The 21,909-nt window shown below is 58.0% G+C and carries 20 protein-coding genes; 4 read left to right on the top strand and 16 right to left on the bottom strand.

The window, feature by feature from the left end:
* Positions 1–140: 140 nt before the first annotated feature.
* From phnE (BLW01_RS16640) to BLW01_RS16620, 5 genes are all read right to left on the bottom strand, one after another.
* Entirely contained in the window at positions 141–959 is an 819-nt protein-coding gene (gene phnE / locus BLW01_RS16640; protein WP_092571750.1) for a phosphonate ABC transporter, permease protein PhnE, read from the bottom strand.
* Between the two features lie 15 nt (positions 960–974).
* A complete protein-coding gene (gene phnE / locus BLW01_RS16635) occupies positions 975–1,796 on the bottom strand; it encodes a phosphonate ABC transporter, permease protein PhnE (RefSeq protein ID WP_217635558.1) in 822 nt (273 codons plus the stop codon).
* Entirely contained in the window at positions 1,793–2,620 is an 828-nt protein-coding gene (gene phnC, locus BLW01_RS16630) for a phosphonate ABC transporter ATP-binding protein (RefSeq protein ID WP_092571812.1), read from the bottom strand. Before phnC ends, phnE (BLW01_RS16635) begins: the two co-directional genes overlap by 4 nt.
* Before the next feature lie 30 nt (positions 2,621–2,650).
* Positions 2,651–3,643 (bottom strand): phosphate/phosphite/phosphonate ABC transporter substrate-binding protein, encoded by a 993-nt coding sequence (gene phnD, locus BLW01_RS16625; RefSeq protein WP_092571749.1) that lies wholly within the window; start codon positions 3,641–3,643, stop codon positions 2,651–2,653.
* A 184-nt stretch (positions 3,644–3,827) separates the two neighbouring features.
* Positions 3,828–4,808 carry a calcium/sodium antiporter gene (locus BLW01_RS16620; RefSeq protein WP_092571747.1) on the bottom strand — a complete coding sequence of 327 codons (981 nt, stop codon included), beginning with the start codon at positions 4,806–4,808 and terminating at the stop codon, positions 3,828–3,830.
* A 140-nt stretch (positions 4,809–4,948) separates the two neighbouring features.
* On the opposite strand from BLW01_RS16620, the gene BLW01_RS16615 reads away from it, so the two are divergent.
* The 3 genes from BLW01_RS16615 to BLW01_RS16605 are packed head-to-tail and all read left to right on the top strand — an operon-like array spanning position 4,949 to position 8,607.
* Entirely contained in the window at positions 4,949–6,286 is a 1,338-nt protein-coding gene (locus BLW01_RS16615; protein ID WP_092571810.1) for a PqiA/YebS family transporter subunit, read from the top strand.
* The gene (gene pqiB, locus BLW01_RS16610) at positions 6,283–7,947 is read left to right on the top strand and encodes an intermembrane transport protein PqiB (protein WP_092571745.1); all 1,665 of its coding nucleotides are present in this window, start codon (positions 6,283–6,285) and stop codon (positions 7,945–7,947) included. Before BLW01_RS16615 ends, pqiB begins: the two co-directional genes overlap by 4 nt.
* A gap of 12 nt (positions 7,948–7,959) precedes the next feature.
* The gene (locus tag BLW01_RS16605; RefSeq protein ID WP_229806489.1) at positions 7,960–8,607 is read left to right on the top strand and encodes a PqiC family protein; all 648 of its coding nucleotides are present in this window, start codon (positions 7,960–7,962) and stop codon (positions 8,605–8,607) included.
* 15 nt (positions 8,608–8,622) lie between these two features.
* Here the strand turns inward: BLW01_RS16605 and BLW01_RS16600 are convergent, their stop codons facing one another.
* On the bottom strand, positions 8,623–9,318 hold the full coding sequence (locus BLW01_RS16600) for an RNA polymerase sigma factor FliA (RefSeq protein ID WP_092571744.1): 696 nt from the start codon (positions 9,316–9,318) through the stop codon (positions 8,623–8,625).
* 205 nt (positions 9,319–9,523) lie between these two features.
* Here BLW01_RS16600 and BLW01_RS16595 point away from each other — a divergent pair, with 205 nt between their 5' ends.
* On the top strand, positions 9,524–10,132 hold the full coding sequence (locus tag BLW01_RS16595) for a histidine phosphatase family protein (RefSeq protein ID WP_229806488.1): 609 nt from the start codon (positions 9,524–9,526) through the stop codon (positions 10,130–10,132).
* On the opposite strand, the gene BLW01_RS16590 is transcribed toward BLW01_RS16595, so the two are convergent.
* From BLW01_RS16590 to BLW01_RS16545, 10 genes are all read right to left on the bottom strand, one after another.
* The gene (locus BLW01_RS16590) at positions 10,129–10,509 is read right to left on the bottom strand and encodes a flagellar protein FlhE (protein WP_175529881.1); all 381 of its coding nucleotides are present in this window, start codon (positions 10,507–10,509) and stop codon (positions 10,129–10,131) included. The two genes, BLW01_RS16595 and BLW01_RS16590, sit on opposite strands and share 4 nt — an antisense overlap.
* Before the next feature lie 68 nt (positions 10,510–10,577).
* Positions 10,578–11,093: a hypothetical protein gene (locus BLW01_RS16585; RefSeq protein ID WP_092571741.1), complete on the bottom strand. Its 516-nt coding sequence runs from the start codon at positions 11,091–11,093 to the stop codon at positions 10,578–10,580.
* Positions 11,093–13,444: a flagellar biosynthesis GTPase FlhF gene (gene flhF, locus BLW01_RS16580; protein WP_092571739.1), complete on the bottom strand. Its 2,352-nt coding sequence runs from the start codon at positions 13,442–13,444 to the stop codon at positions 11,093–11,095. Before flhF ends, BLW01_RS16585 begins: the two co-directional genes overlap by 1 nt.
* Positions 13,441–15,525 carry a flagellar biosynthesis protein FlhA gene (gene flhA, locus BLW01_RS16575; RefSeq protein ID WP_092571737.1) on the bottom strand — a complete coding sequence of 695 codons (2,085 nt, stop codon included), beginning with the start codon at positions 15,523–15,525 and terminating at the stop codon, positions 13,441–13,443. The genes flhF and flhA overlap by 4 nt, the downstream gene beginning before the upstream one ends.
* Entirely contained in the window at positions 15,522–16,697 is a 1,176-nt protein-coding gene (flhB, locus tag BLW01_RS16570; RefSeq protein ID WP_092571735.1) for a flagellar biosynthesis protein FlhB, read from the bottom strand. Before flhB ends, flhA begins: the two co-directional genes overlap by 4 nt.
* A gap of 155 nt (positions 16,698–16,852) precedes the next feature.
* Positions 16,853–17,536 carry a protein phosphatase CheZ gene (gene cheZ / locus BLW01_RS16565; RefSeq protein WP_092571804.1) on the bottom strand — a complete coding sequence of 228 codons (684 nt, stop codon included), beginning with the start codon at positions 17,534–17,536 and terminating at the stop codon, positions 16,853–16,855.
* A gap of 21 nt (positions 17,537–17,557) precedes the next feature.
* Complete coding sequence (gene cheY, locus BLW01_RS16560) at positions 17,558–17,947, bottom strand: chemotaxis response regulator CheY (RefSeq protein WP_092571733.1); 390 nt, start codon at positions 17,945–17,947, stop codon at positions 17,558–17,560.
* A gap of 62 nt (positions 17,948–18,009) precedes the next feature.
* On the bottom strand, positions 18,010–19,776 hold the full coding sequence (locus BLW01_RS16555) for a methyl-accepting chemotaxis protein (RefSeq protein ID WP_092571731.1): 1,767 nt from the start codon (positions 19,774–19,776) through the stop codon (positions 18,010–18,012).
* A 73-nt stretch (positions 19,777–19,849) separates the two neighbouring features.
* Positions 19,850–20,911 (bottom strand): protein-glutamate methylesterase/protein-glutamine glutaminase, encoded by a 1,062-nt coding sequence (locus tag BLW01_RS16550; RefSeq protein WP_092571730.1) that lies wholly within the window; start codon positions 20,909–20,911, stop codon positions 19,850–19,852.
* A gap of 171 nt (positions 20,912–21,082) precedes the next feature.
* On the bottom strand, positions 21,083–21,901 hold the full coding sequence (locus tag BLW01_RS16545; protein WP_092571728.1) for a CheR family methyltransferase: 819 nt from the start codon (positions 21,899–21,901) through the stop codon (positions 21,083–21,085).
* Positions 21,902–21,909 lie beyond the last annotated feature (8 nt).

Genomic DNA, 21,909 nt, shown 5'->3' with positions numbered 1-21,909 from the left:
CTCACGTTAGAGGCATGACTACCTACGAAAGTGGTACCTCTCCATGCTACTGCGATGCTCAACCCGGCAGAAGGGGATTTCTTGCGCTATCGTGTGGCTTGTTGACGCACGTCAAACCAAGACATGCTCATTGAACAGGATTAAATGATGGCGTGACGTATCTTGGCAGAAAGCCATTCTGAAACCATCACTGTCGCGAAGATCAACAAGAAGATGACCGCCACACGATCCCATGCGAGTGTGTTGATGGAGGCATTGAGTTGCAGACCGATGCCTCCCGCACCGACCAGACCGAGAACAGTCGCTTCGCGGATATTGATATCCCAACGATATACGCTGATACCGGCAAACGCCGGCAAGATCTGCGGCAATACTCCATAGCTCATGATCTGCAACCGACCGGCCCCCGTCGCCGAAACCGCCTCGACAGGCGTGGGATGAATCTCTTCGATCGCCTCATACAGCAATTTGCCGATGAACCCGACCGAACGTAGCGCGATGGCCAGAATACCCGCCAGCGTCCCCGGCCCAAGAATCAGCACCAGCAGCAAAGCCCAGATCAATGAGTTGATGGAGCGTGAAGTGACGATCGCCAGCAACGCTATGGGTCGTAATACAGGATGCGGCGAGGTATTACGAGCTGCCAGAAATGCCAGGGGAAATGCCACCATGATGCCCAATGCCGTCCCCAGGGTGGCAATATTCACGGTATCCCAAAGCGGAAGCCACAGTTCACTAGCATAGGCCCATTCCGGAGGCACCATTCGCGAGATGAGATCGCTCCCCTGGCGTCCAGCATCGGCGACGAATGACCAATTGGTGTTACCGGCAATCAGCTGGCTGCATAACAGGAAAAGCACCGTTCCCGATAGCCAGATCAGCCATATCAACCACTGAGTACCCGTAGTACGTCGTCGCCAGACAGGACGCTGGTGAGCGACGGATTTCGACAAAGGCATGCAGGCTCTCCGGATTCACTGAAGGTAACGACGTGCATGGCTCGAGGCATATTCCGTCGCCATGACGATGGCAATGATGACAAGCAGAATGGCGGCAGCCGATTCGTACTCATAGCGGTCGATCGCCGTATTGAGAGTGGCACCGATGCCACCGGCACCGACGATGCCGATCACGGCGGATTCACGAAAGTTGATATCCAGCCGGTAAAGCGACAGCCCCAATAGCCGGGGTGTCACCTGAGGCTGCACGGCATGATTCATCACCTGCCACCACCCTGCCCCGGTAGCACGCACCGCCTCCACCTGGCGCCAATCGATGGCCTCGATATCTTCGGCAAGCAACTTGGCCAGAAAACCGATCGTGGCGAAGGCAAGCGTCACGACACCGGCCAAGGGACCGAAGCCGAACATAGCCACGAACAGGATGGCGATGATCACCTCCTGGAAAGTCCGCGACAAGGCGATGACACCACGGCAGAGTCCATAAACCGGCCAGGGCGCAATATTGCGTGCCGCTCCCAGACCGAACGGTACGGAAAGCAGAATACCCAGCACCGTGGACACCACGGTCATGGTCAGGCTTTCCAGTATCCCGCCGACAATATCGTCGCGACGAGAGACGAAATCCGGTTGGAAGAAAGCCGAGATGAAGGCGGCACCTCGCCCCAACCCTTCCATGACACGGGACCAATCCACCTGGATACTGGCGAAGGCCAGCACCAGATAAACCACCAGCCCGATCCACAACGCCCACCGCCAACGAGGATCGCGGATCAGTGGCGGCCGGCGCCAGGTGCTCACCGCCATCCTGGAGTCGCTGTCTTGGGACACCGTCATGACATCCCCCCGTGCACCGCCATGGGAGTTGCTGGTGACACACCTCCTTCATCGGCGTCATCCGCGGGCTCCGGTTCTGTGCTCCACTCTTCTTCGCCGTAGATCGTGGTCAACACCGAAGGGGTCAGCGTATCCGGTCGGCCATCGAAGACGATTCGACCATCGCGCAACCCGACGATGCGATCGGCAAAACGTTCGGCCAGCGCCACATCATGGATATTGATGATCGCTGCCAGCCCTCGCTCGACACACAACTCACGGATGAGGCGCATGATCTGCCGCGATGTCCGGGGGTCGAGGCTGGCCGTCGGTTCGTCGACCAGCAGCAGTGAGGGCGACTGCAGCAACGCCCGCGCAATACCGACGCGCTGGCGTTGCCCTCCGGACAACGCATCGGCCCGTTTATCCATGGCATGAGGCATACCGACTCGATCCAGCATATGGAGTGCCGTTTCGATATCGGCGGATGGATAACGGCGCAGGAAACTCCGCCAGAACCCCACATACCCCAGACGACCTGACAGCACGTTCTCCATCACTGTCAGACGATCGACCAGGGCATACTCCTGGAAGATCATCGCCATCGACCGGCGCGCCCGACGTAACTCGGCCCCATGCAGTCGAGTCAACGCCACGCCTTCGAGCCGAATCTCTCCCTGGGTGGGTTCGACCAGACGATTGACGCACCGGATCAATGTGCTCTTCCCGGCCCCGGATGGCCCTATCAGGGCCATTACCTGTCCACGGGGAAGTGCCAAGTCAATATCGATCAGAGCCGGTTCATCGCGTCCATATCGCTTCTGTACCCCTTCAAGCCGAAGCATAGCGGTATCGCTCATGACGACGACTCCCCTTCAGCCACAATCGTAAGAGACATCATTCGCCTCATCGATCGTACGGATGACATCCCAGTGTTCTTCATAGGTGATCGGGATAAACTTGGCTTCGCCGGAATTCTTGAACTCCTCTGCCAAGGCACTGCCTTCCCACTCGAACGTCTCGAAGGCTTCCCTGACGTCTTCGGCCACATCCGGATCCAGGTTATAGACATGGCCGTAACCGGTCGTGGGGAACGTATCCGAGGTATAGATACTGCGGTAATCGTCCTCGCCGATCACATCACGCGAGATCATGCGCTTGAGAACGGAATTAGCGATGGCGGCAGCCTCGTAGTCGCCATTGACCACGCCCATGATCGAGTTGTCATGCTTGCCCGAAAACTCGGTGTCGAAATCCTCACCGGCCTCCAGGTCGAACTCCGATTGGAGAAGTGCCGAAGGCGCCTTGAATCCGGAGTTGGATGATTCCGACGTGAAGGCCAGCGTACGCCCTTCGAGGTCGTCGGGAGACTCGATGTCGCTATCCGGCTGAGTGATTATCTCCATCTCGTAGCCGAAACTGTCATCCTCCCGGGCCATCATGGTGAAAGGGACGAAGCCCGCACAATTGACAGCCAACGGATTGGATCCGGTATTGAAGCCCGCAACATGCAAACGTCCCGCCCGCATGGCTTCGACCTGAGCCGCGTTGGATTGAACGGGGAAAAATTCGACGTCTTTTCCGGTCACCTCTTCCATGTGCTCCAGGAAGCCAGCCCAGACATCGGCATACACAGCGGGATCCTCGACCGGCGTGTAGGCAAACACCAGCGTGTCGGGATCGACCCATTCCGATTCGTCTGCCGGCAGATCGGCCACCAGGTCACCGTTCTCATCCTGATAGCGTGACGACAGATCGTCAGCGGCACTCACCGAAGCCGCCATCAGCATGAATCCAGCCACGGCCGTGCTCAGTAACGTCGGGGCGAAAGTCCGGAATGAAGCGAGCGCACCGGTTCTAGAGGCCATACCGACGCCGGCTGCGGTCCGTTGTCCTGCGTAAGTCACTTGTACTGTCATGTCATCGAGCCTTTACAGGTGATTGAAAAACCACCACTGACCCTAGGCGATGCTCATGACAGTCATGCGACGCTTTGATGTCTCCTTCATGTCAGTTCAACGACACACCGATGACATGTCTGGACACGACATGTCATCCGCTTGCCGATAACACCGTGGTTACCAAATAGCCGGTATAGAGAATGAACAGCAGCAGCAGCAATCCCCCTTCCAGCCGATTGATTCGCCCCGGGCATCCACGCCAACCCATCGCGAAAACAGCCAGCAACACGGTCATCACCATCATCACGATCCAGTCGCGCCTTAGTACTTCAGCACCGGCATCGATGGGATGAATGACACCGGCCAGCCCCACGACCCCCAACGTGTTGAACAGATTTGAACCGACCACATTGCCCAACACCAGATCATGTTCCCGACGACGCAACGCGCTGATCGATGAAGCGAGTTCGGGCAACGAGGTCCCTACAGCAACGACCGTCAAGCCGATGATCAGATCGCTGACCCCGAAGCGCTGGGCAACGGCTACTGCTCCCCATACCAATAGCCGGGAACTGAGGATCAGCAATACCAATCCGACGACCGTCCATATCAGTCCCCGTGACAGGGACATGGGGCGGACAGCAATGCTCTCCTCGGTCTCGCTGGCAAGCACATCATCTCCAGCGGTACGCGCGCGCCATATGCTGATAGCCACGAAACCACCCAATACTGCCAGTAGCACGACCGATTCCCACTTCCCGATATAGCCGTCGTGAAGTTGCCAGGCAGCCAGCAGGGTGACACCGCCAAGCAAGGGTATTTCCTGACGCAGGACCTGGGAGTGAACCGCCAGCGGCGACAATAATGCCACCAGACCGAGAATCAGACCGATGTTGGCGATATTCGACCCATAGGCGTTACCCAGGGCCAGGCCAGGACTGCCCTGCCATGCGGCCAGGGCCGAGACCATCAGTTCCGGAGCCGACGTCCCGAAACCAATCACCAGCACACCGATCAATAATGGTGATAGCCCTAGATGCCCAGACGTCGACGCCGCCCCGTCCACGAAACGTTCGGCACTCCAGACAAGAACAGCGAGCCCAGCGACGATTGCCAGTAGTGGCCATAGCATCGTTGATTGTCTCCTCGATGATTTGCTGACGCTTCCATGCGGACATTCATATACGAATGTTTGTATGTTGCGCGACAGGCGGCATAATGGCACCAAGCATGGTGATTCACCAGTCATGACGTCAGTGGAGTGTCTATTTGATCAACCAGCGAGCGTCAGGTGACGGATACACGCCATTCATACCGGAATCCCCCGAAGCGAACCTCTCCCGGCGACGCTTGCGGGCGTGTCATGAATGTGATCTGTTGACGGCGCTTCCCCCACTGCATGCCGGGGAAAAAGCGGATTGTCCGCGTTGCGGCCATACGCTTGCCACGCGCCATTTTCGCCCCGCTCAGCGCAGCATGGCACTGGCCATCGCCTCACTGCTGGCATTGATGATGGCCACCTCGTTCACATTCGTCAGTTTCGAATCCCGCGGTATCGGTAATCGCATAGAACTGACACAGACTGCGACAACGCTGCTCAACTTTCACGAACCCTTGGTAGCGATTGGCGTCGCTCTGACCGTCATCGTGCTCCCGGCCGTTTATCTATGTGGGGTCATCTGGCTGCAATTCGGGCTGTTGCGTCAGAATCCGCTCCCTTTCAGCCGAGGCATCGCCCGCTCATTGACTCATCTCCACCCCTGGATGATGGCTGACGTCTTCATCATCGGTGCACTCGTCAGCCTTTTCAAAGTGGCTGGCATGGCGCATGTTGAGTTGGGTGTTTCTTTTTGGGCCTTCTGCGCTTTTGCCTTGCTGTTACTGGCGACCACGCAATCGTTCGATGCCGACTGGATGTGGTTTTCACTCGCAGGAGAGCCATTGGCTCCCGAAGGGAGCCAGGTCGGGCAAACCGCTGCTCCACAAGGACTGGTCGGTTGTGCGACCTGCGGCCTGGTCAACCGGCTGGATGAAACGACGCGGCATACGCATTGCCGACGCTGTGGCGAACGACTTCATGCTCGACTTCCGCATAGTCTACAGCGAACCTGGTCATTACTCATCGCTGCTGCCATTCTCTATATTCCTGCCAATATCTATCCGATCATGACCACCACATCGCTGGGCCGTAGCGACCCCTCGACAATCATCGGGGGAGTCGTCACGCTGTGGCAATCGGGCTCCTGGCCGATTGCGATGATCATTTTCTTCGCCAGCGTACTGGTACCGGTCGGCAAATTGCTCGCTCTGGCTTGGTTATGCATCGCCATCCGACATAGCGATAGCTTGAAGAACAGCATTCGCACCCGGCTGTATCGAATCACCGAGTTCATCGGCCGCTGGTCGATGGTCGACGTCTTCGTTGTCGCTCTACTCGTGGCATTGATACGTGCGGGTGATCTCATGTCGATCACGCCGGGACATGCGGCACTGGCCTTTGGCACCGTTGTGGTACTCACTATGCTGGCCGCCATGACCTTCGACCCGCGCCTGATCTGGGATGCTCCCAACGCGACCATGGAACGTGGCAGTCAAGGAAGTCGCTCATGACCGAAGACAACACGCCCTCCTCCGATTCTCAACGGGCCGTCAAACGCCGTCAGTCTCGGCTTTCGCCGATCTGGATCGTTCCGCTGGTCGCGGCACTGATCGGACTATGGCTCGTTTACGACAATATTGCCGGACGCGGGCCCCAGGTGACGCTCATCATGGACAATGCCGAAGGGATCGAAGCCGGCAACACATTGATCAAGAGCCGTAACGTCGAAGTCGGGCGTGTAGAAGACGTCCGCCTCTCCGAGAATATGGATCATACGATCATCACCGCTCGCATGAACCCGGATGCCGAACGCACGCTGGTCGAAGACAGTCAGTTCTGGGTCGTCAAGCCGCGTATCGACCGTGAAGGCATCAGCGGCCTGGGCACCGTCCTGTCCGGTGCCTATATACAACTGCAACCTGGCAGCAGCGACATCCCGCGAGATCGCTTCGAAGTACGAGATCAGCCTCCCGTCGCGTCCAGTGATACCGAAGGACTGCGACTCAACCTCGATAGCCAACTCGGTAACTCCCTCCGTGTCGGCGATCCTGTCACCTATCAGGGATACACGGTTGGACGTGTCGAGGAAACGGAATTCGATGCAGAGGCCCGAGAAATGCGCCATCGACTCTTCATCGAGAGCCCCTACGATGTGCTGGTCACCAGCAGCACCCGTTTCTGGTCGGCCAGTGGCGTCGACCTGCGTCTCGACTCCGAGGGGGTACGGGTCAATGTCGAATCTCTGGAATCCTTGCTGGGAGGCGGTGTCACATTCGGCATTCCCGAGGATCTCCCCACAGGACAACCCGTTGAGGAGAATACCACCTTCACTCTCTACGCCGATGAAGATAGCGCGCGCCAGGGGACATTCAACCGTTATCTGGAGTATGTAATGCTGGTCGATGGCAGCGTACGGGGATTGTCACGGGGCGCTCCCGTCGAATATCGGGGCGTTCGCGTCGGCACCGTCGCCAGCGTACCCTGGAATTTCACCTCACCGCAGCCGGACTCCCGCTCCCAATTCTCCATTCCGGTGCTGATCCGTATCGAGCCTCAACGCCTGGGGGAGGATGAACGTGATCGCGGACTCCAGGAATGGAACGAAGAATTCAAGCAAATGTTCGATATGGGCCTGAGAGCATCGCTGAAATCAGGCAATCTGCTGACTGGTGCTCGCTATGTCGATCTCAACTTCCAACGTGACCTGGAAGGCGAATACGAACCGGAGACCTTTGAAGATGTTACCGTCTTCCCGACGACATCGTCAGGGTTCGCCCAGATCGAACAGCAGGTGTCGGACTTGCTGGAAAAACTCAATTCACTGGAAGTCGAACCGGTACTTCATCGCATCGACAGTAGCCTGGCGGCTTCGGAAAACACGCTTGAGGAAGTCCAGCAGACCAGCGAATCGCTACGTGAACTCCTTGACAGCCAGGAAACCAGAAACATGCCTGGCAACGTCAATGCAACTCTCGCGGAGATACAGCGCACACTGGATGGTTTCTCACCGGAATCTGCCGCCTATCAGGATCTGACCCAAACAATGGAACAACTCAACAGGTTAATGAGAGATCTGCAACCCACGGTACGCACCCTGCGTGAACAGCCCAATGCACTGATTTTCGATCGCCGGGAAGGTGACGATCCAGAACCTCGTGCACCGAGAGAGTAAGGGACATTGCATATGGTGTCATTGACGCATTTTGGCCAACAGTATCCGCATCTCGACACGAGTGGCAGATACCTCCGGATGACGCGCCATATCATCATGATGGCGGGATGGCTGATATTGACAGGCTGTGTCGGTACGCCAACCCCCAGTGAGCGCTATACGCTGCCTGGCCCCGAACATGTCGAGACCGCCGGTGCCGACACGGATCAGGTCCTGTTGATCGACTCCCTGACTCTCGCCGGCTATCTCGACAGCGACGGCATTGTGCTACAACTCGACGAGCTCCGCCTGAACGAAGCAAGACAACATCGATGGGCCGAACGCCTTGATCGACAGCTCGAACGTGGATTGCGCCAGCGCCTGGCGACGACGCTGGAAGACACACGGATAACGATGGATGCTGACGATACACGCGCCAGCGATACCGTGACCCATTTGCGTATCACCATCGACCGGTTCCAGGGAGATCATCGTGGCTACGCGATTGCCAGTGGTCAGTGGCAACTGCATGATGAAGATGACCGCCTGGTCATGGCCCGATCTTTTGATGAACGCACGGAACTTACCAGCGACGGCTATGCTGCTCTGGTGCGAGCGCTCGGCCAGAGCTGGGATCGCGTGGGGAAGGCAATCGCGACCGCCGTAAGGGAAATGCGATAACTCGTCAAATCGAGATCACGTCATACGTGTACGCAGCCTCGATACCGCCTGGCTGTGAAGCTGGCAGACCCGTGACTCGCTGACCCCCAGAACGGCCCCGATTTCCTTGAGGTTGAGTTCTTCCTGGTAATACAGCCCCAGCAGCAACTTTTCACGTTCGGGCAATGCCTCGATCGCCTCGATCAACTGCTGCCGCTGTTCTCCATCGATCAGAGCGGCAAATGGCGATGGCGGGCCTTTGTCGCCTGAACTGGGCTCTCCTCCGTCACTGACAAGTTCCTCGAACGGTAATAACTGCCCACCATTGGCATCCCCCAGCAACTGCTGGTAGTCCTCCAGGGACAGCCCCATGTCATCAGCAATTTCACGCTCATCCGGCGCACGTCCAAAGGATTGTTCGAGACGGCGGATCGCTTCGTCGATGCTGCGCGCATGGCGTCGAACACTGCGTGGCACCCAATCCCGACTACGTAATTCATCGATCATGGCTCCGCGAATGCGTTGACTGGCATAGGTCGTGAACGCTGCTCCCTGCCCTGAATCATAGCGGTTCAAGCAGTCCAGCAACCCCACCATGCCCGCTTGAATGAGGTCATCGAGTTCAACACTTGCCGGCAATTTGACCTGCAGTGCCAACGCCTGACGACGAACAATCGGCAGGTACTGCTCCAGCAGGGCTTCCTGATCGATCTTACCTTGTGCCGTATACATCTCTCTCGCCTTGGCCCCTGGCGGCGTGCCGGGTCGTGAACATCGGGGTCATAACACCCATGCTGCATTATTACTGGCAACTTGCCCCCTGCAAGCGGGGAATACGCGACTTCAACAGGGTTTTTTTGCCGATTTGCTGCTCATGGGTGGCAACCTCGGTCAAGTTATCGCTAGGCTAGTTCTGATCCCTCTCATGGAGCGAGCCATGAACGCCGAAGCCCCATTTCACCAGCAGATCACCTCCGCACAGCCACTGCGTAATCGCTATCTTCTCATGCGTCATGGTCATAGCCAGGCCAACGCCGACCATCTTATCGTCAGCGATCCCGAAGAAGGTCGCATCTCATCCGGTCTATCGTCCTTGGGGGTGACGCAGCTCGACGACCTCATGGCGACCTGGTCCTGGCCACTGCCCGAGCGCATCCTGCATTCGGATTTCCTGCGTACTGCCCAGACGGCATCGTCACTGGCTCACCACTTTGCGCTTCCCGTTGCCGCCGACTCCCGCTTGCGCGAACGTCATTTCGGTGAACTGGAAGGCGCGCCGGATCATTTCTACGAGTCGGTCTGGGCCTATGATCAACAGGATCCACTGCATCAAGAATTCGGAGTGGAAAGTCTCATCAGCGTGGCCAATCGAATGATGGCCGTGATCGACGACTTGGAACGGAAACATGATGATGCCGTACTAATGGTGGTGAGTCATGGCGATCCATTGCATATCCTGCTCACTTACCTGGAACACAGACCACTCGGCGAACACCGTCGTCGCCGTACGCTGGAACCCGCCAGTGTCACACTGCTGCACGGTTAACGATACTCGGCAATGACCTGCAGGCCTTGCACGGTCAAAGCACGTTGATCCGAGGGTAATCTGAACTGGAACCACAACGGCGTAGAGGCCGGAACACCGGCTAGCGCCTGACTTTTACCGCGGGAGGAAGATAACGGTATACATTTGGCTCGATGGCAGATCCAGGCTTCTACTCGGGCCTTCGCCGGTACATCGAAGCGCCAGCGTACCGTCTGCAGGCGGCTATCTTCCCCGACCGATGAAGGGGGGGACATACGCTCGGAGGTCGTGTCGCGGCCCTCGATGGCGACCCGTACGCTGGCAGGCTCAGCAACCCAACTACCCGCCGTGCCGGCCAGTATCGCCGCAGGCCAGGCGAGCAACAAGAGCAGAGTCAATACGCGCCAACAATGTCTGTCTCCCTGGCAATCAGTGCCCCATGCAGCTATCACAGTGCCTCGCGTGTTCATGGTTTAAAGAGAATCAGCAGCTCGATCCCCAGGAAGGATTCAGCGGCATCGCGCAGATTGTTCAGCAGTCCACGGGGCGAAGAGAAACCGGGGTGCAGCACCAACAACCGTTTCGGCCCATGGTTGGCATATACCTGCTTGAGGGTACGATAGGCCAGCCGAAAACCATCCGGCCCCTCCTCCACCCATAACGCCCAACGGGGTTGCTGTTGAGCAAGCACCGGCAGATGCCGGCTCTCGGCAGCGAGCGGCACGATTCGCCACGCGGCCGGGTTGCCTATCCAACGATGACCGTCCTCGTGCCACGTCTGCAGCACCTCGCTGACACGTCGGGATTGAGCGGCAGACGTAGTCGGCATCCCCACCACCATCAATGTCGTCGGTGATGGTGCCGTGGCTGTATTGGACTGGCTCGACGCCATCGTCTGATCGGGCTTCTCATTGGCCCAACGACGCAGCCCGGCAGCCTGGTCCCCGCGAGCTCCCTGTGCATTCGCTGTCTCGTCCATCATCACCCGTAGCTGCTCTCACCGGAACGTTCGACCGACGCGGGGCGATCGACCGCCCCCTTTTCATACTGGACTTGTCGTCGCGATGCCCCAAGCTCACTCAACGCATCCTGAGCGACGAAGGCTTGCAACAGGGCTTCCAGAAGCCGTCTCGCACGACGTTGGCGTTGACCGTTCAACAGGTTCAACAATTTAGCGCGAGTATCCATCGCCCACATCTCGCCATCCTGCTCGAGTCGTACTGCCGTGGACGCCAGGCCACTGGCCAAAGACAGCTTGAGAGCGGCATCACTGTCGCCCAGACCGGCATCGGCCAGGCCCTGCCAGGCCTGACGTGTCAGAGCCGGCAGTTCGGCATGAACCATCTGCCGTTCCAGCAGTACCGACACTTCCATCGCCTGGGGAGACACCAGCCAGAACCGGCGTCCCATCTCACGACCGCTGTCAGCATCGGTCAATGTGCCGAACCAGGCTTGTAACGGCAACGCCGAGGCCGTGGTATGGCTGCCGGATTGTCCCGGCGATACGTCCAGTGCCGACAAGGCAACTGACACGCGTCGCCCACGACACCTTATCGTCACTACCTCAGCGGGGGACGCCAGTGTCACCAACGAGGCCAGCGATACTCGCTCTCCCCCATGAGTGACCTTGGTATTGTGCTGCGCCGCTGCAATCCAGGGCAGCTGCCAGGCCGCCAGCCACTCCATGACAGGTACTGTAGGACAGCGTGAAAAGACATGTGATGACACGCCCAACTCACGTGACGCCCAATCGAGACGCTCCTCACCAGAGGCCGGTAGCCGATGACGCAACCAATTGAGCGCAGTCGGCAGACCGTTACCACCCACCATCTGGACAGGCATCGCCCAGTCGCTTCCGGCATGCTGTACCGGCCCCCATAGCAACATCAAGCCCGCACTACGCTTCCCGACGTCTCGAGCCAGCGGCAATACTCGACTCTCGAGTGACTGCCAGGCATCGGGCTGGCGCGACCTGGGCAGATGGCAAAGAGACCAGGCCGCCTCCACGTGCATGAACCCGGGTACTTCACGCCGCAACGATTCGAACGCCGAGGCCAGGCCACGCCCCTGCCCCAATAGGCCACGCGATAATTGCTGGAGTTGAATGCCACGTGCGCTCAGTTGAGCCGTATCCGGCGTATAGGGAGAATCGCAGGCAGCGGCCAACGCCTCGTCGATGAGCGAGTGGCGCTCGGCTGGAGACAGATCTTCAGGCACCTGCTGGCCATGTGATACATAGTGCAATACCAAGCCATGACGTATCACGCTATCGAGCACGGGCCCCAACCGAGCCGCCTCATCTTGTTTGGTGAGGATACAGTGCTGCAACGTGCTACCGGCGTTGTCTGCGGCCTGTCTATAGGTCGACACGACGTCATCCAGGGTTTCTCCCTGGCTGGCCGCACTGAGAACCAGCATCAATCGGACCGGGCGAGACTGTGCCAGCGCGGAGATCTGCTGCACCAGTCGTTGATCGCGCTGACTCATGCCCACGGTATCGATGATGATGAGTCGTTTTGCATCGAGACGTGTCAATTGCGATGCCAGATCCGCTTCGCTGTCCAGCGCATGAATGTCGATCCCCAAAAGATCGGCGTAAATGCGCAACTGATCGTGAGCGCCGATCCGATAACCATCGGTCGTGACCAACGCGACCCCGTCACTGCCATGCTGCATGACATAACGGGCCGCCAGTTTGGCCGTTGTGGTGGTCTTTCCGACACCAGTCGGTCCGACGAGAGCGATAACTCCCGCTTCGTCCAGCAACGAGGCCTCGTCATCCGGTGTCTGTAGACTGGACATCAACTGATGCGTCAGCCAAGTGTTCACTCTGGGATCGTCCGGTGACAGAACCGTCAGTTCATCCGGCAGCATGGCAACGATATCGTCGCCCAACGTCATGCTGAACCCGGCACTGACCAACCGCTGACGAAGATGTGTCGACACCGCGGTTCCCGAGTCGGACGCGGGCGTTCGTCGACTCAGCATCTCTCGCATATCCTGCATTTCGCCCAACAATTGGCGACTCAGCGCCGCAAAATCCTCATGCCCCACCGGTGACGTTTCCGATGTGTCAGAGGTCGGGTGTGGGGCCTCGCGGCTATCGGAGCCGGATTGGGTCAAAGCGGGAGATACAGGCGTTGACGGCGACCGTGCCGACACCTCTTGCGGGGACTCTGTCATTCGACCGTGATCGTCTTCAGCCAGTGCCAGAATTTCGACACCGTCATCGCTCCGACGATTGGAAAGGATCAGTGCATCATCACCGAGCGAGGCACGGACTTCCCGCATCGCCTCGCGACTATTGACGCCAACGAAACGCCGAACACTCATTCACGACCTCCCACCAGACTGGTGACTCGAAGGGTTCTATCATCAGGAATTTCGGCCTGGGACATGACCACGAGGTGCCGCAACCGACGACGCAGGAAGCGTGACAGCAACGGACGTAACGCATGCTGAACGACCAGTACTGGCGGTTCTCCCGCGTTCTCCTGGCTCTCGAGCGCGGTTTCTGTCTGTGACATGAGATTCTCGGCCAGGCCGGGCTCGAGAGCACCGCCGTTGTTCATGGCCTGCATCAACACCTGTTCGAGCTGCGCATCGAGCCCCATCACATGCAATTCGCCACTGGCCGGGAACCACTGCTGGGTGATGGCGCGTCCTAGTGCAATACGGACCTGTGCCGTCAACTCATTGGGATCGGTCGTCTGCGAGGTATACTCAGCCAGCGTATCCAGGATCGTCCGCATGTCGCGTATCGATACGTCTTCATCAAGCAGATTCTGGAGGATACGTTGCAACACGGTCAGGGAGATCGCCTTCGGCACGACCTCTTCAACCAACGACTTGTGATCTTCTCCCAGCTTGTCGAGCAATTGCTGTACCTCGGAACGGCCCAGCATTTCACTGGCATAACGGTGCAGCAGGTGGTTGAGATGCGTCGCCACCACGGTACTGGCATCAACGACGGTATATCCATAGACCTGAGCATGTTCGCGCTGACTGCTATCGATCCAGACTGCCGGCAGACCGAATGCGGGATCCTCGGTGGGTGTTCCATCGACATGACCGGATACCTGCCCCGGATCAATCGCCAACCATTTGCCCGGATAGGCCTCAGCCTGACCGACTTCTACCCCCTTCAACGAGATCGAGTAATTATTGGGTCCCAATTCGAGGTTGTCGCGGATATGGACCACCGGTGGCAGGAAGCCGACTTCCTGAGCAAATTTCTTGCGCACGCTCTTGATACGTGACAGCAACTCCCCTTCCTGACGATGATCGACCAGCGGGATCAACCGATGGCCGACTTCCAGTCCTAACGTGTCCACCAATTGAACATCATCCCAACTCGCCTCCGGCGCTTCCGGTGCCGGTGGTGGCTCGGCTTGCTGGGCAGTTTCGACGAGCTTGCGCTCCTGACGACGCATAATGAACCAGGCCAGCCCACCCAGTAGCACGGTAAACGTCAAGAAAACGAAGTTGGGCATACCTGGCACCAGGCCCAACAATCCCATGACAGCCGCGGCCAGTACCAGGACTTGGGGGTTGACGAACAACTGGCTCAGCATCTGTTGGCCGACGTCCTGATCGGTCGTGACACGTGATACCGTGACGCCCGCCGCGGTGGAGATCACCAGAGCCGGAATCTGTGCCACCAACCCATCACCGATCGTCAACAGCGTATAGGTTCGTGCCGCATCGCTGAAACTCAAGTCATGCTGTAACATCCCGATCAACAACCCGCCGATGACGTTGACGATCATGATCACCAGTCCGGCAACCGCATCACCACGCACAAATTTGCTGGCACCATCCATCGAGCCGTAGAAATCCGCTTCCTGAGCCACATCGGAGCGGCGTTGACGTGCTTCCTCTTCTCCAATCAGTCCGGCATTGAGATCGGCGTCGATGGCCATCTGCTTGCCGGGCATCGCATCCAGCATGAACCGCGCGCCCACCTCGGCAATACGGCCCGCTCCCTTGGTGATAACCATGAAGTTGATGATCACCAGTATCATGAAAACCACTAGCCCGACAGCGAAATTACCACCTACCAGAAAGGTGCCGAAGGCTTCGATCACCTTGCCCGCGGCATCGCCGCCTTGATGCCCCTCCATCAATACCACACGCGTCGAGGCCACATTGAGGGAGAGCCGCAACAAGGTCGTGAATAGAAGCACCGCCGGAAACGCCGCAAAATCAAGGGGTTTCTGGGTAAACATGCTAACCAGCAACACCATCACGGCCATGGCGATGTTGAAGGTGAACAGCATATCGAGCAGGAAAGGCGCCAGAGGCAGGATCATCATGGCCAGAATCATGATGATCAGCACCGGACCGGCCAGCAGCTTCATGCGCACGTCGCTCATCCAGTCGCGACGTCCCAGATAATCAGTCAGCGCTCTCATCGACGCTCCTCACTCGATCCATTGCCCGACGACTGTCCGGAACGCGGCCCATCCATCGCCGGTGGCACCGGCAGATTGTCAGGCGTATCGGGAACGTCACCTCCCTCTTGCTGGACCCGTTTGATACGGAATGCCCAAGCCAGGACTTCAGCCGTCGCCGTATATAAGTCCACCGGTATTTCCTGTTCGAGATCGACATGGTGATACAGCGCTCTGGCCAATGGTGGTGCCTCCAGTCGGGGGATGCCGTTTTCATCACCTATCTCACGAATGCGTGCTGCCACGGCGTCCGCCCCCTTGGCGACAACACGCGGCGCTGACATAAGATTGTCGTCATACTGCAAGGCCACGGCGTAATGCGACGGGTTGGTGACGACAACATCCGCCTCAGGCACATTGCTCATCATTCGTCCTCTCGCCATGGCCTGCTGCTGGGAACGAATCCGTGCCTTGACCTGTGGATCCCCTTCGGACTCCTTGTGCTCGCGCTTGATCTCATCCTTGGTCATCCGCAACTTCTTGTTGTGACTCCACAACTGGAACGGCACGTCGATCAGGATCACCACCACCAGCGTCAATACCATCAGACCGCACGCCATGGCCGCCATATTCAGCGCCGTGGTCAAGGACTGTCGGATCGGCTGATCCATCAACGACATGTATTTCTCCTTGTTGAAGAACAAGAAGGAGAGCCCTACACCTCCGACCAACAATGACTTGGCGATTGCCTTGGCCAGTTCGGTGAGAGCTTGCGTGGAAAAAATCCGCTTGATCCCCTTGAGCGGATTGAGCTTGCCGAACTGGGGTTTGAGCGATTTGGCGGTAATCAGCCAGCCACCAAGCAGCGCCGGTGTCACCAGCGCTAACAAGGCCAAGAGCAGAAACAGGGGTAGCATGATCATCAAGGTGCGCTGACCGAGATCCCATGCTGCGATCAGCATCGATTCATCCTGAAATGCCTGGCGCCGCTCGAACAGAAACGCCTGCTCCATGACCAACCCCAGTTGATCCTGCAGGGTCGCCCCCATCACCCAGAATCCAGCCACGCCACCCAGCAACAGCATGAATGTCGTCAGCTCGCGCGAACGCGCAACCTGCCCTTCCTCGCGGGCCTTTTCCAGACGTCGCGGGGTCGGATCTTCAGTCTTTTCCTGATCGCTTTCTTCGGCCATGGCCCGTGTACATCAATCCTGGCTGGAACTAGGACATCGGGCATTATCGTGAAAGGCGGGCAAGGGCAATACGCCGAACAGCGGGACGAATCGTGCGTTAATTCACGATTGCCACGCCGTCGGCTCAAATGAGGAAGGCAATGACCGGCAGTAAATCAGAATCCAAGCTCGTCGAGCAGATCGTCGACCTGATCCTGAGAATTCACGACATCCTCGCCTTCAGGTTTGACCTGCGGTCCATTGAGTAATGACTTCTCGCGCTGCTCATCGGCTTTCCATTGCCCTTCAGCGCGCATCTGCATCGAGGCTCGTCCTTCGCCTTCAGGAACGCTGTCGAGCAGCACCTGCACCAATTGATGTTCGATCTCACGTATGACATCCATCATCTTCTTGATCACCTGGCCCGTCAGGTCCTGGAAGTCCTGGGCCATCATGATCTCCATCAACTCGGCATTGGTTGCCTGAGTCTGTCCCGGCACCCTGCCAAGATAGCTGCGCGTGTCGTTGACCAACTCCTTGGCCTGCTCCAATTCGATAGGATCGGCAAACCAGGCCTTCCATCGTTCATCCAGGGCCTGTGCCTGCGCACCAATCTCGTCCTGGATCGGCTGTGCGCGATCGATGGCATTCAACGCCCGTTCGGCAGCCTGTTCCGTCATCGAACCGACATAGCTCAATCGATCACGGGCATCCGGTATCGCTTCCGCCGCTCGCTCGATCTCTTTATCCAAACCCAGTTCGCGCATGTTCTCGCGCAGCATCCGGGTCAAATGACCAATACGCTGGACAAGATCATCCGGAGCATGCTGTTGCGATGCATCCTGAGAGTTATCACTCATGACCATTACCTCTCCAGTCCGTTACATGCCCAGCTTTTCAAAAATCTTGTTGAGTTTTTCTTCCAGCGTCGCGGCGGTGAAGGGCTTGACCACATACCCATTAGCACCGGCCTGAGCAGCAGCGATGATGTTTTCCTTCTTGGCTTCGGCGGTCACCATCAGGACCGGTAAATCCTTCAGAGCATCATCTTCACGGATCTGTTTAAGCATCTCCAGACCATCGAGGTTGGGCATATTCCAGTCAGACACCACGAACTCGAAGTTGCCGTTCTTGAGCTTCGACAAGCCATCCTGACCGTCTTCGGCTTCTTCGACATTGGTGAATCCCAGTTCTTTGAGCAGGCTGCGAACGATCCGACGCATGGTCGGGAAGTCATCCACTACCAGAATGCTCATATCTTTGTTGGCCATTGCTGCTCCTCATTGACTCAACGTAAATGAATGCGACCGATCCGATGCCGGCCGCCAACAATTCAAAACTCTTCCCAATCGTCTTCCGTCACCGTGCTCTGCTGTTTCTGCGGCTGTGACGATTGATGTTGCAGACTACGGGGTGACGAAACGTCATCCCGCTGCGGGGCAGACTCTTCAGCCGCATGACGACTGGAAGTCGAATTGCCGGCCGAGGCTTGCGCCGTCTGATGTCGCAGGGAAGGCGTATTCTCACTTGACGTATCCGCTTCATCGGCCAGACGGAACACCGCCACGGCCTTCTCCAACCGATTGGCTTGTTCCTCGAGCGACATGGCCGCAGTCGCTGCCTGCTGTACCAGCGCGGCATTCTGCTGGGTCACCTGATCCATCTGGTTGACCGCATGACTGACCTGCTCGATCCCGTCGCTCTGCTCCTGCGACGCCGACGAAATCTCGTCCATGATATCGGTCACGCGTTTGACCGCTGCCACAACTTCTTTCATGGTCTCCCCGGCCTGTTCGACCAGGGTCGAACCTTCCTGAACCTGCGTTACGGAATTATCGATCAGTTCCTTGATTTCCTTGGCAGCCGACGCACTGCGACCCGCCAGATTACGTACCTCACCAGCAACGACCGCGAACCCACGCCCCTGTTCACCGGCGCGAGCCGCTTCAACCGAGGCGTTGAGTGCCAGAATGTTGGTCTGGAAAGCGATCGAATCGATCATTCCGGTAATATCGGCAATCTGTTGAGAGCTGCCGGAAATACCATGCATGGTCGAAATCACCTGATCGACCACCTCACCGCCTCGCTGCGCCGTACTCGAGGCGTCGGTCGCCAACCCACTGGCCTGACGCGCATTATCGGCGTTCTGTTTTACCGTGGTGGTGAGCTGCTCCATGCTCGTGGCGGTCTCCTGAAGCGACGATGCCTGCTCTTCGGTCCGCGATGACAGATCCGAGTTTCCACTGGCAATTTCACGCGTGCCGACATGGATGGAGTTACTGCTATCGCGCACGGTGCCAACCGTCTGACTCAAGCCTTGCTGCATCTTGCGCATGGCGGCAAACAACTGTGCAATCTCGTTGCGCCCATATACCTCGATGTCATGCGAAAGATCCGCCTCGGCGATATACTCCAGGTCCGTGACTGCAGCCCGCACCGGTTCGGTCACGAGCTTGCGCAGCCCCAGGTAGATCAGCACCAGCAGTAATACCGTAACGCCCAGCACCGCCAGACCGATCCACTGAAAACGCTCGATTTGTGCCTCGTATCCCGCCATTTGCACGTCGCCACGCTCATTGGCGTAGCTCACGAACTCGGTCATGTCCGAACTCAACGTCTCCGTGGGCTCTTCCAGCTCGGCACGCAGTTCGTTGAACAAGGGGGTGTTGGCGTCATCGAGCGCGGCCACTTGTTCATCGACCAGCTCGAAGACGGCACCAAAGCTGCTCTCGACGGCTTCCGCCATCTCAAGCCCCTGGTCCGTCTTGGGGGTCTCGACGAAGTTCTGGTAGCGGTTATGGGCCCGTTCGATCTTGTCCCTCGCGACATCCAGTTCGGAGTTGGCGAGATCCATACGCCCCAGCATGATGTGGTTGGATGACACCTCCAGACTGATGCGTGCGGAGTTGAGCAATGCGTCAGCACGGTTGATTTCGTTCAACTGCTCGACATTGATCTGATTGATGGTCTGCAAGGACTCATCCGCCGATTGATTGGCGATGAATCCCAGCCCTGCGATCACGGCTATGGACACTGCGAAGCAGATCAGCACGCAGCTCATAACGATGTTGAGACTCAAGTTGCGTAGAAGTGACATCATGCCGGCATATCCTCTTCACATTTATCGTTATCGAGAGTTGATCGTCTGTGACGACATCCTTTATCTCCCTGCGTCAAACACGCTGGGCACGGCCCGATTCGGCAGCCAGCTTCATGAGGCGCGGCGCAATATCCATCAACGGCACCACATCGTCGGCCGCACCCATCGCAATCGCTTCACGAGGCATGCCGAACACCACACAGCTCTCCTCGTCCTGCGCGACGGTTCTTGCACCGGCCTGTTTCATTTCCAATAACCCAGCGGCACCGTCCTTACCCATTCCTGTCAGCAAAACGCCGATCGCATTGCGGCCCGCCACATTGGCCGCCGACCTGAATAGCACATCAACCGATGGGCGGTGACGATTGACCGGTGCCCCGCTGTCCAGACGTACCACATAGTTGGCACCGCTGCGTCCCAGCTTGAGGTGGGTGTCACCCGGCGCAATGTAGGCATGACCAGGCAGTACGCGCTCGCCCTCCTGGGCCTCTTTCACGGTGATACGACATAGCTTGTCCAACCTTTCGGCGAACGAACGGGTGAACCCCCCCGGCATATGCTGGGTGATCATCACGGCGGGACAGTTCGGCGGTAGCGGCTCAAGCACATTGCGAATCGCTTCGGTACCGCCGGTCGATGCGCCGATGATCAACAACTTCTCACTCGAGACCATCGGCGCTTCGACTGGCCGGGGTGCCGGCTTGTTCTTGGAACGGGCCTGACGAGGCCTCGAACGTGCCGCCGCCCGTATCTTTTCGGCGATGACTTCGCCGTATTCCATCATGCCACTGCGAATCCCCAGCGACGGTTTCGCCAGAAAGTCCACAGCACCCAATTCCAGAGCCCGTAACGTGACTTCCGACCCCGCCTGGGTCAGCGACGACACCATCAGTACCGGCATCGGTCGCAACCGCATCAGCCGCTCGAGAAAGTCCAGGCCATCCATACGCGGCATCTCGACATCAAGGGTCAACACATCGGGATTGTGTTGCTTGATCAGGTCTCGTGCCGCCAGGGGGTCCGGCGCCACGGCCACGACCTCCAGGTCATCATGACTATTTATGATTTCGGTCATCAGGTCCCGAATCAGTGCCGAATCATCGACGCACAGGACCTTGATCTTCGCTGCGCTCAAGGCGTGTCTCCTTTCCCATATCGCAACGCCCAGCCCGTGGCGTGACGCGCATCCGATATAGGCGATATCGGCGGGAGTCTCGATCTCTTTAACCAAAACGCAAAAGAAAATGACCCATGAGGTTCATGGGTCATATGGAAGCGACACGGGACGGGAGTCCCCGTCGTGGCATCAGCGCGGCGACAGTACATACACGGTCTGACCGCGAAGACGGAATCGCTCGCTGATATAGGAAAAGTTCTCCGAATGACCGGCAAACAACAGGCCATCCGGCTTCAGCAGAGGGGCGAAGCGTTCCAGGATTCGTGCCTGGGTCTTCTTGTCGAAGTAGATCATGGTATTGCGACAAAAAATGGCATCGAACGGCCCCTTCACCGACCACTCAGGGGCCAGCAGGTTGAGCGTGCCAAACTCGACCATCTCCGACACCTCGGGACGCACCCGGGCCAGACCAAGGCGCTCACCGCTGCCCTTGAGGAAGAAACGCTTGACGCGCGATTCTTCGAGCTTGCGAACCTGCTCCATGGGATAAATCCCCGCCCGCGCACGCTCCAGAGCTTCCGTATCGATGTCCGTTCCCACGACCTCGGCATCCTTGGCACGGTTGCCTAACGTTTCGATCAACGTCATGGCAATCGAGTACGGCTCCTCCCCGGTCGATGCCGCGGCGCTCCAGACACGAACCGGACCGCGACATTTTGCGACATGATCGGCAAGTAAAGGAAAGTGGTGAGCCTCGCGAAAGAAGGCAGTGAGATTGGTCGTCAAGGCATTGGTGAACGACTCCCACTCACGGGCGGTCGGCTGCTTTTCAAGGCGTGCCAGGTAATCGCTGAAGCGCGTCAGCCCGTGGTGGCGCAAACGTTTGGCAAGCCTGCTGTACACCATTTCGCGCTTGTGTTCGGCCAGCACGATTCCGGCCCGTTGATAGATCAACTCCCGGATACGCGCGAAATCGGCATCAGTCAGTACGAGATCGCGCTCCAGCATACTGGACA

The organism is Aidingimonas halophila, assembly GCF_900106955.1.
GTDB classification, from domain to species: Bacteria; Pseudomonadota; Gammaproteobacteria; order Pseudomonadales; family Halomonadaceae; genus Aidingimonas; species Aidingimonas halophila.
Note: the sequence above shows the minus strand (reverse complement) of the source record. Positions and strands in the feature narration are given on the sequence as shown.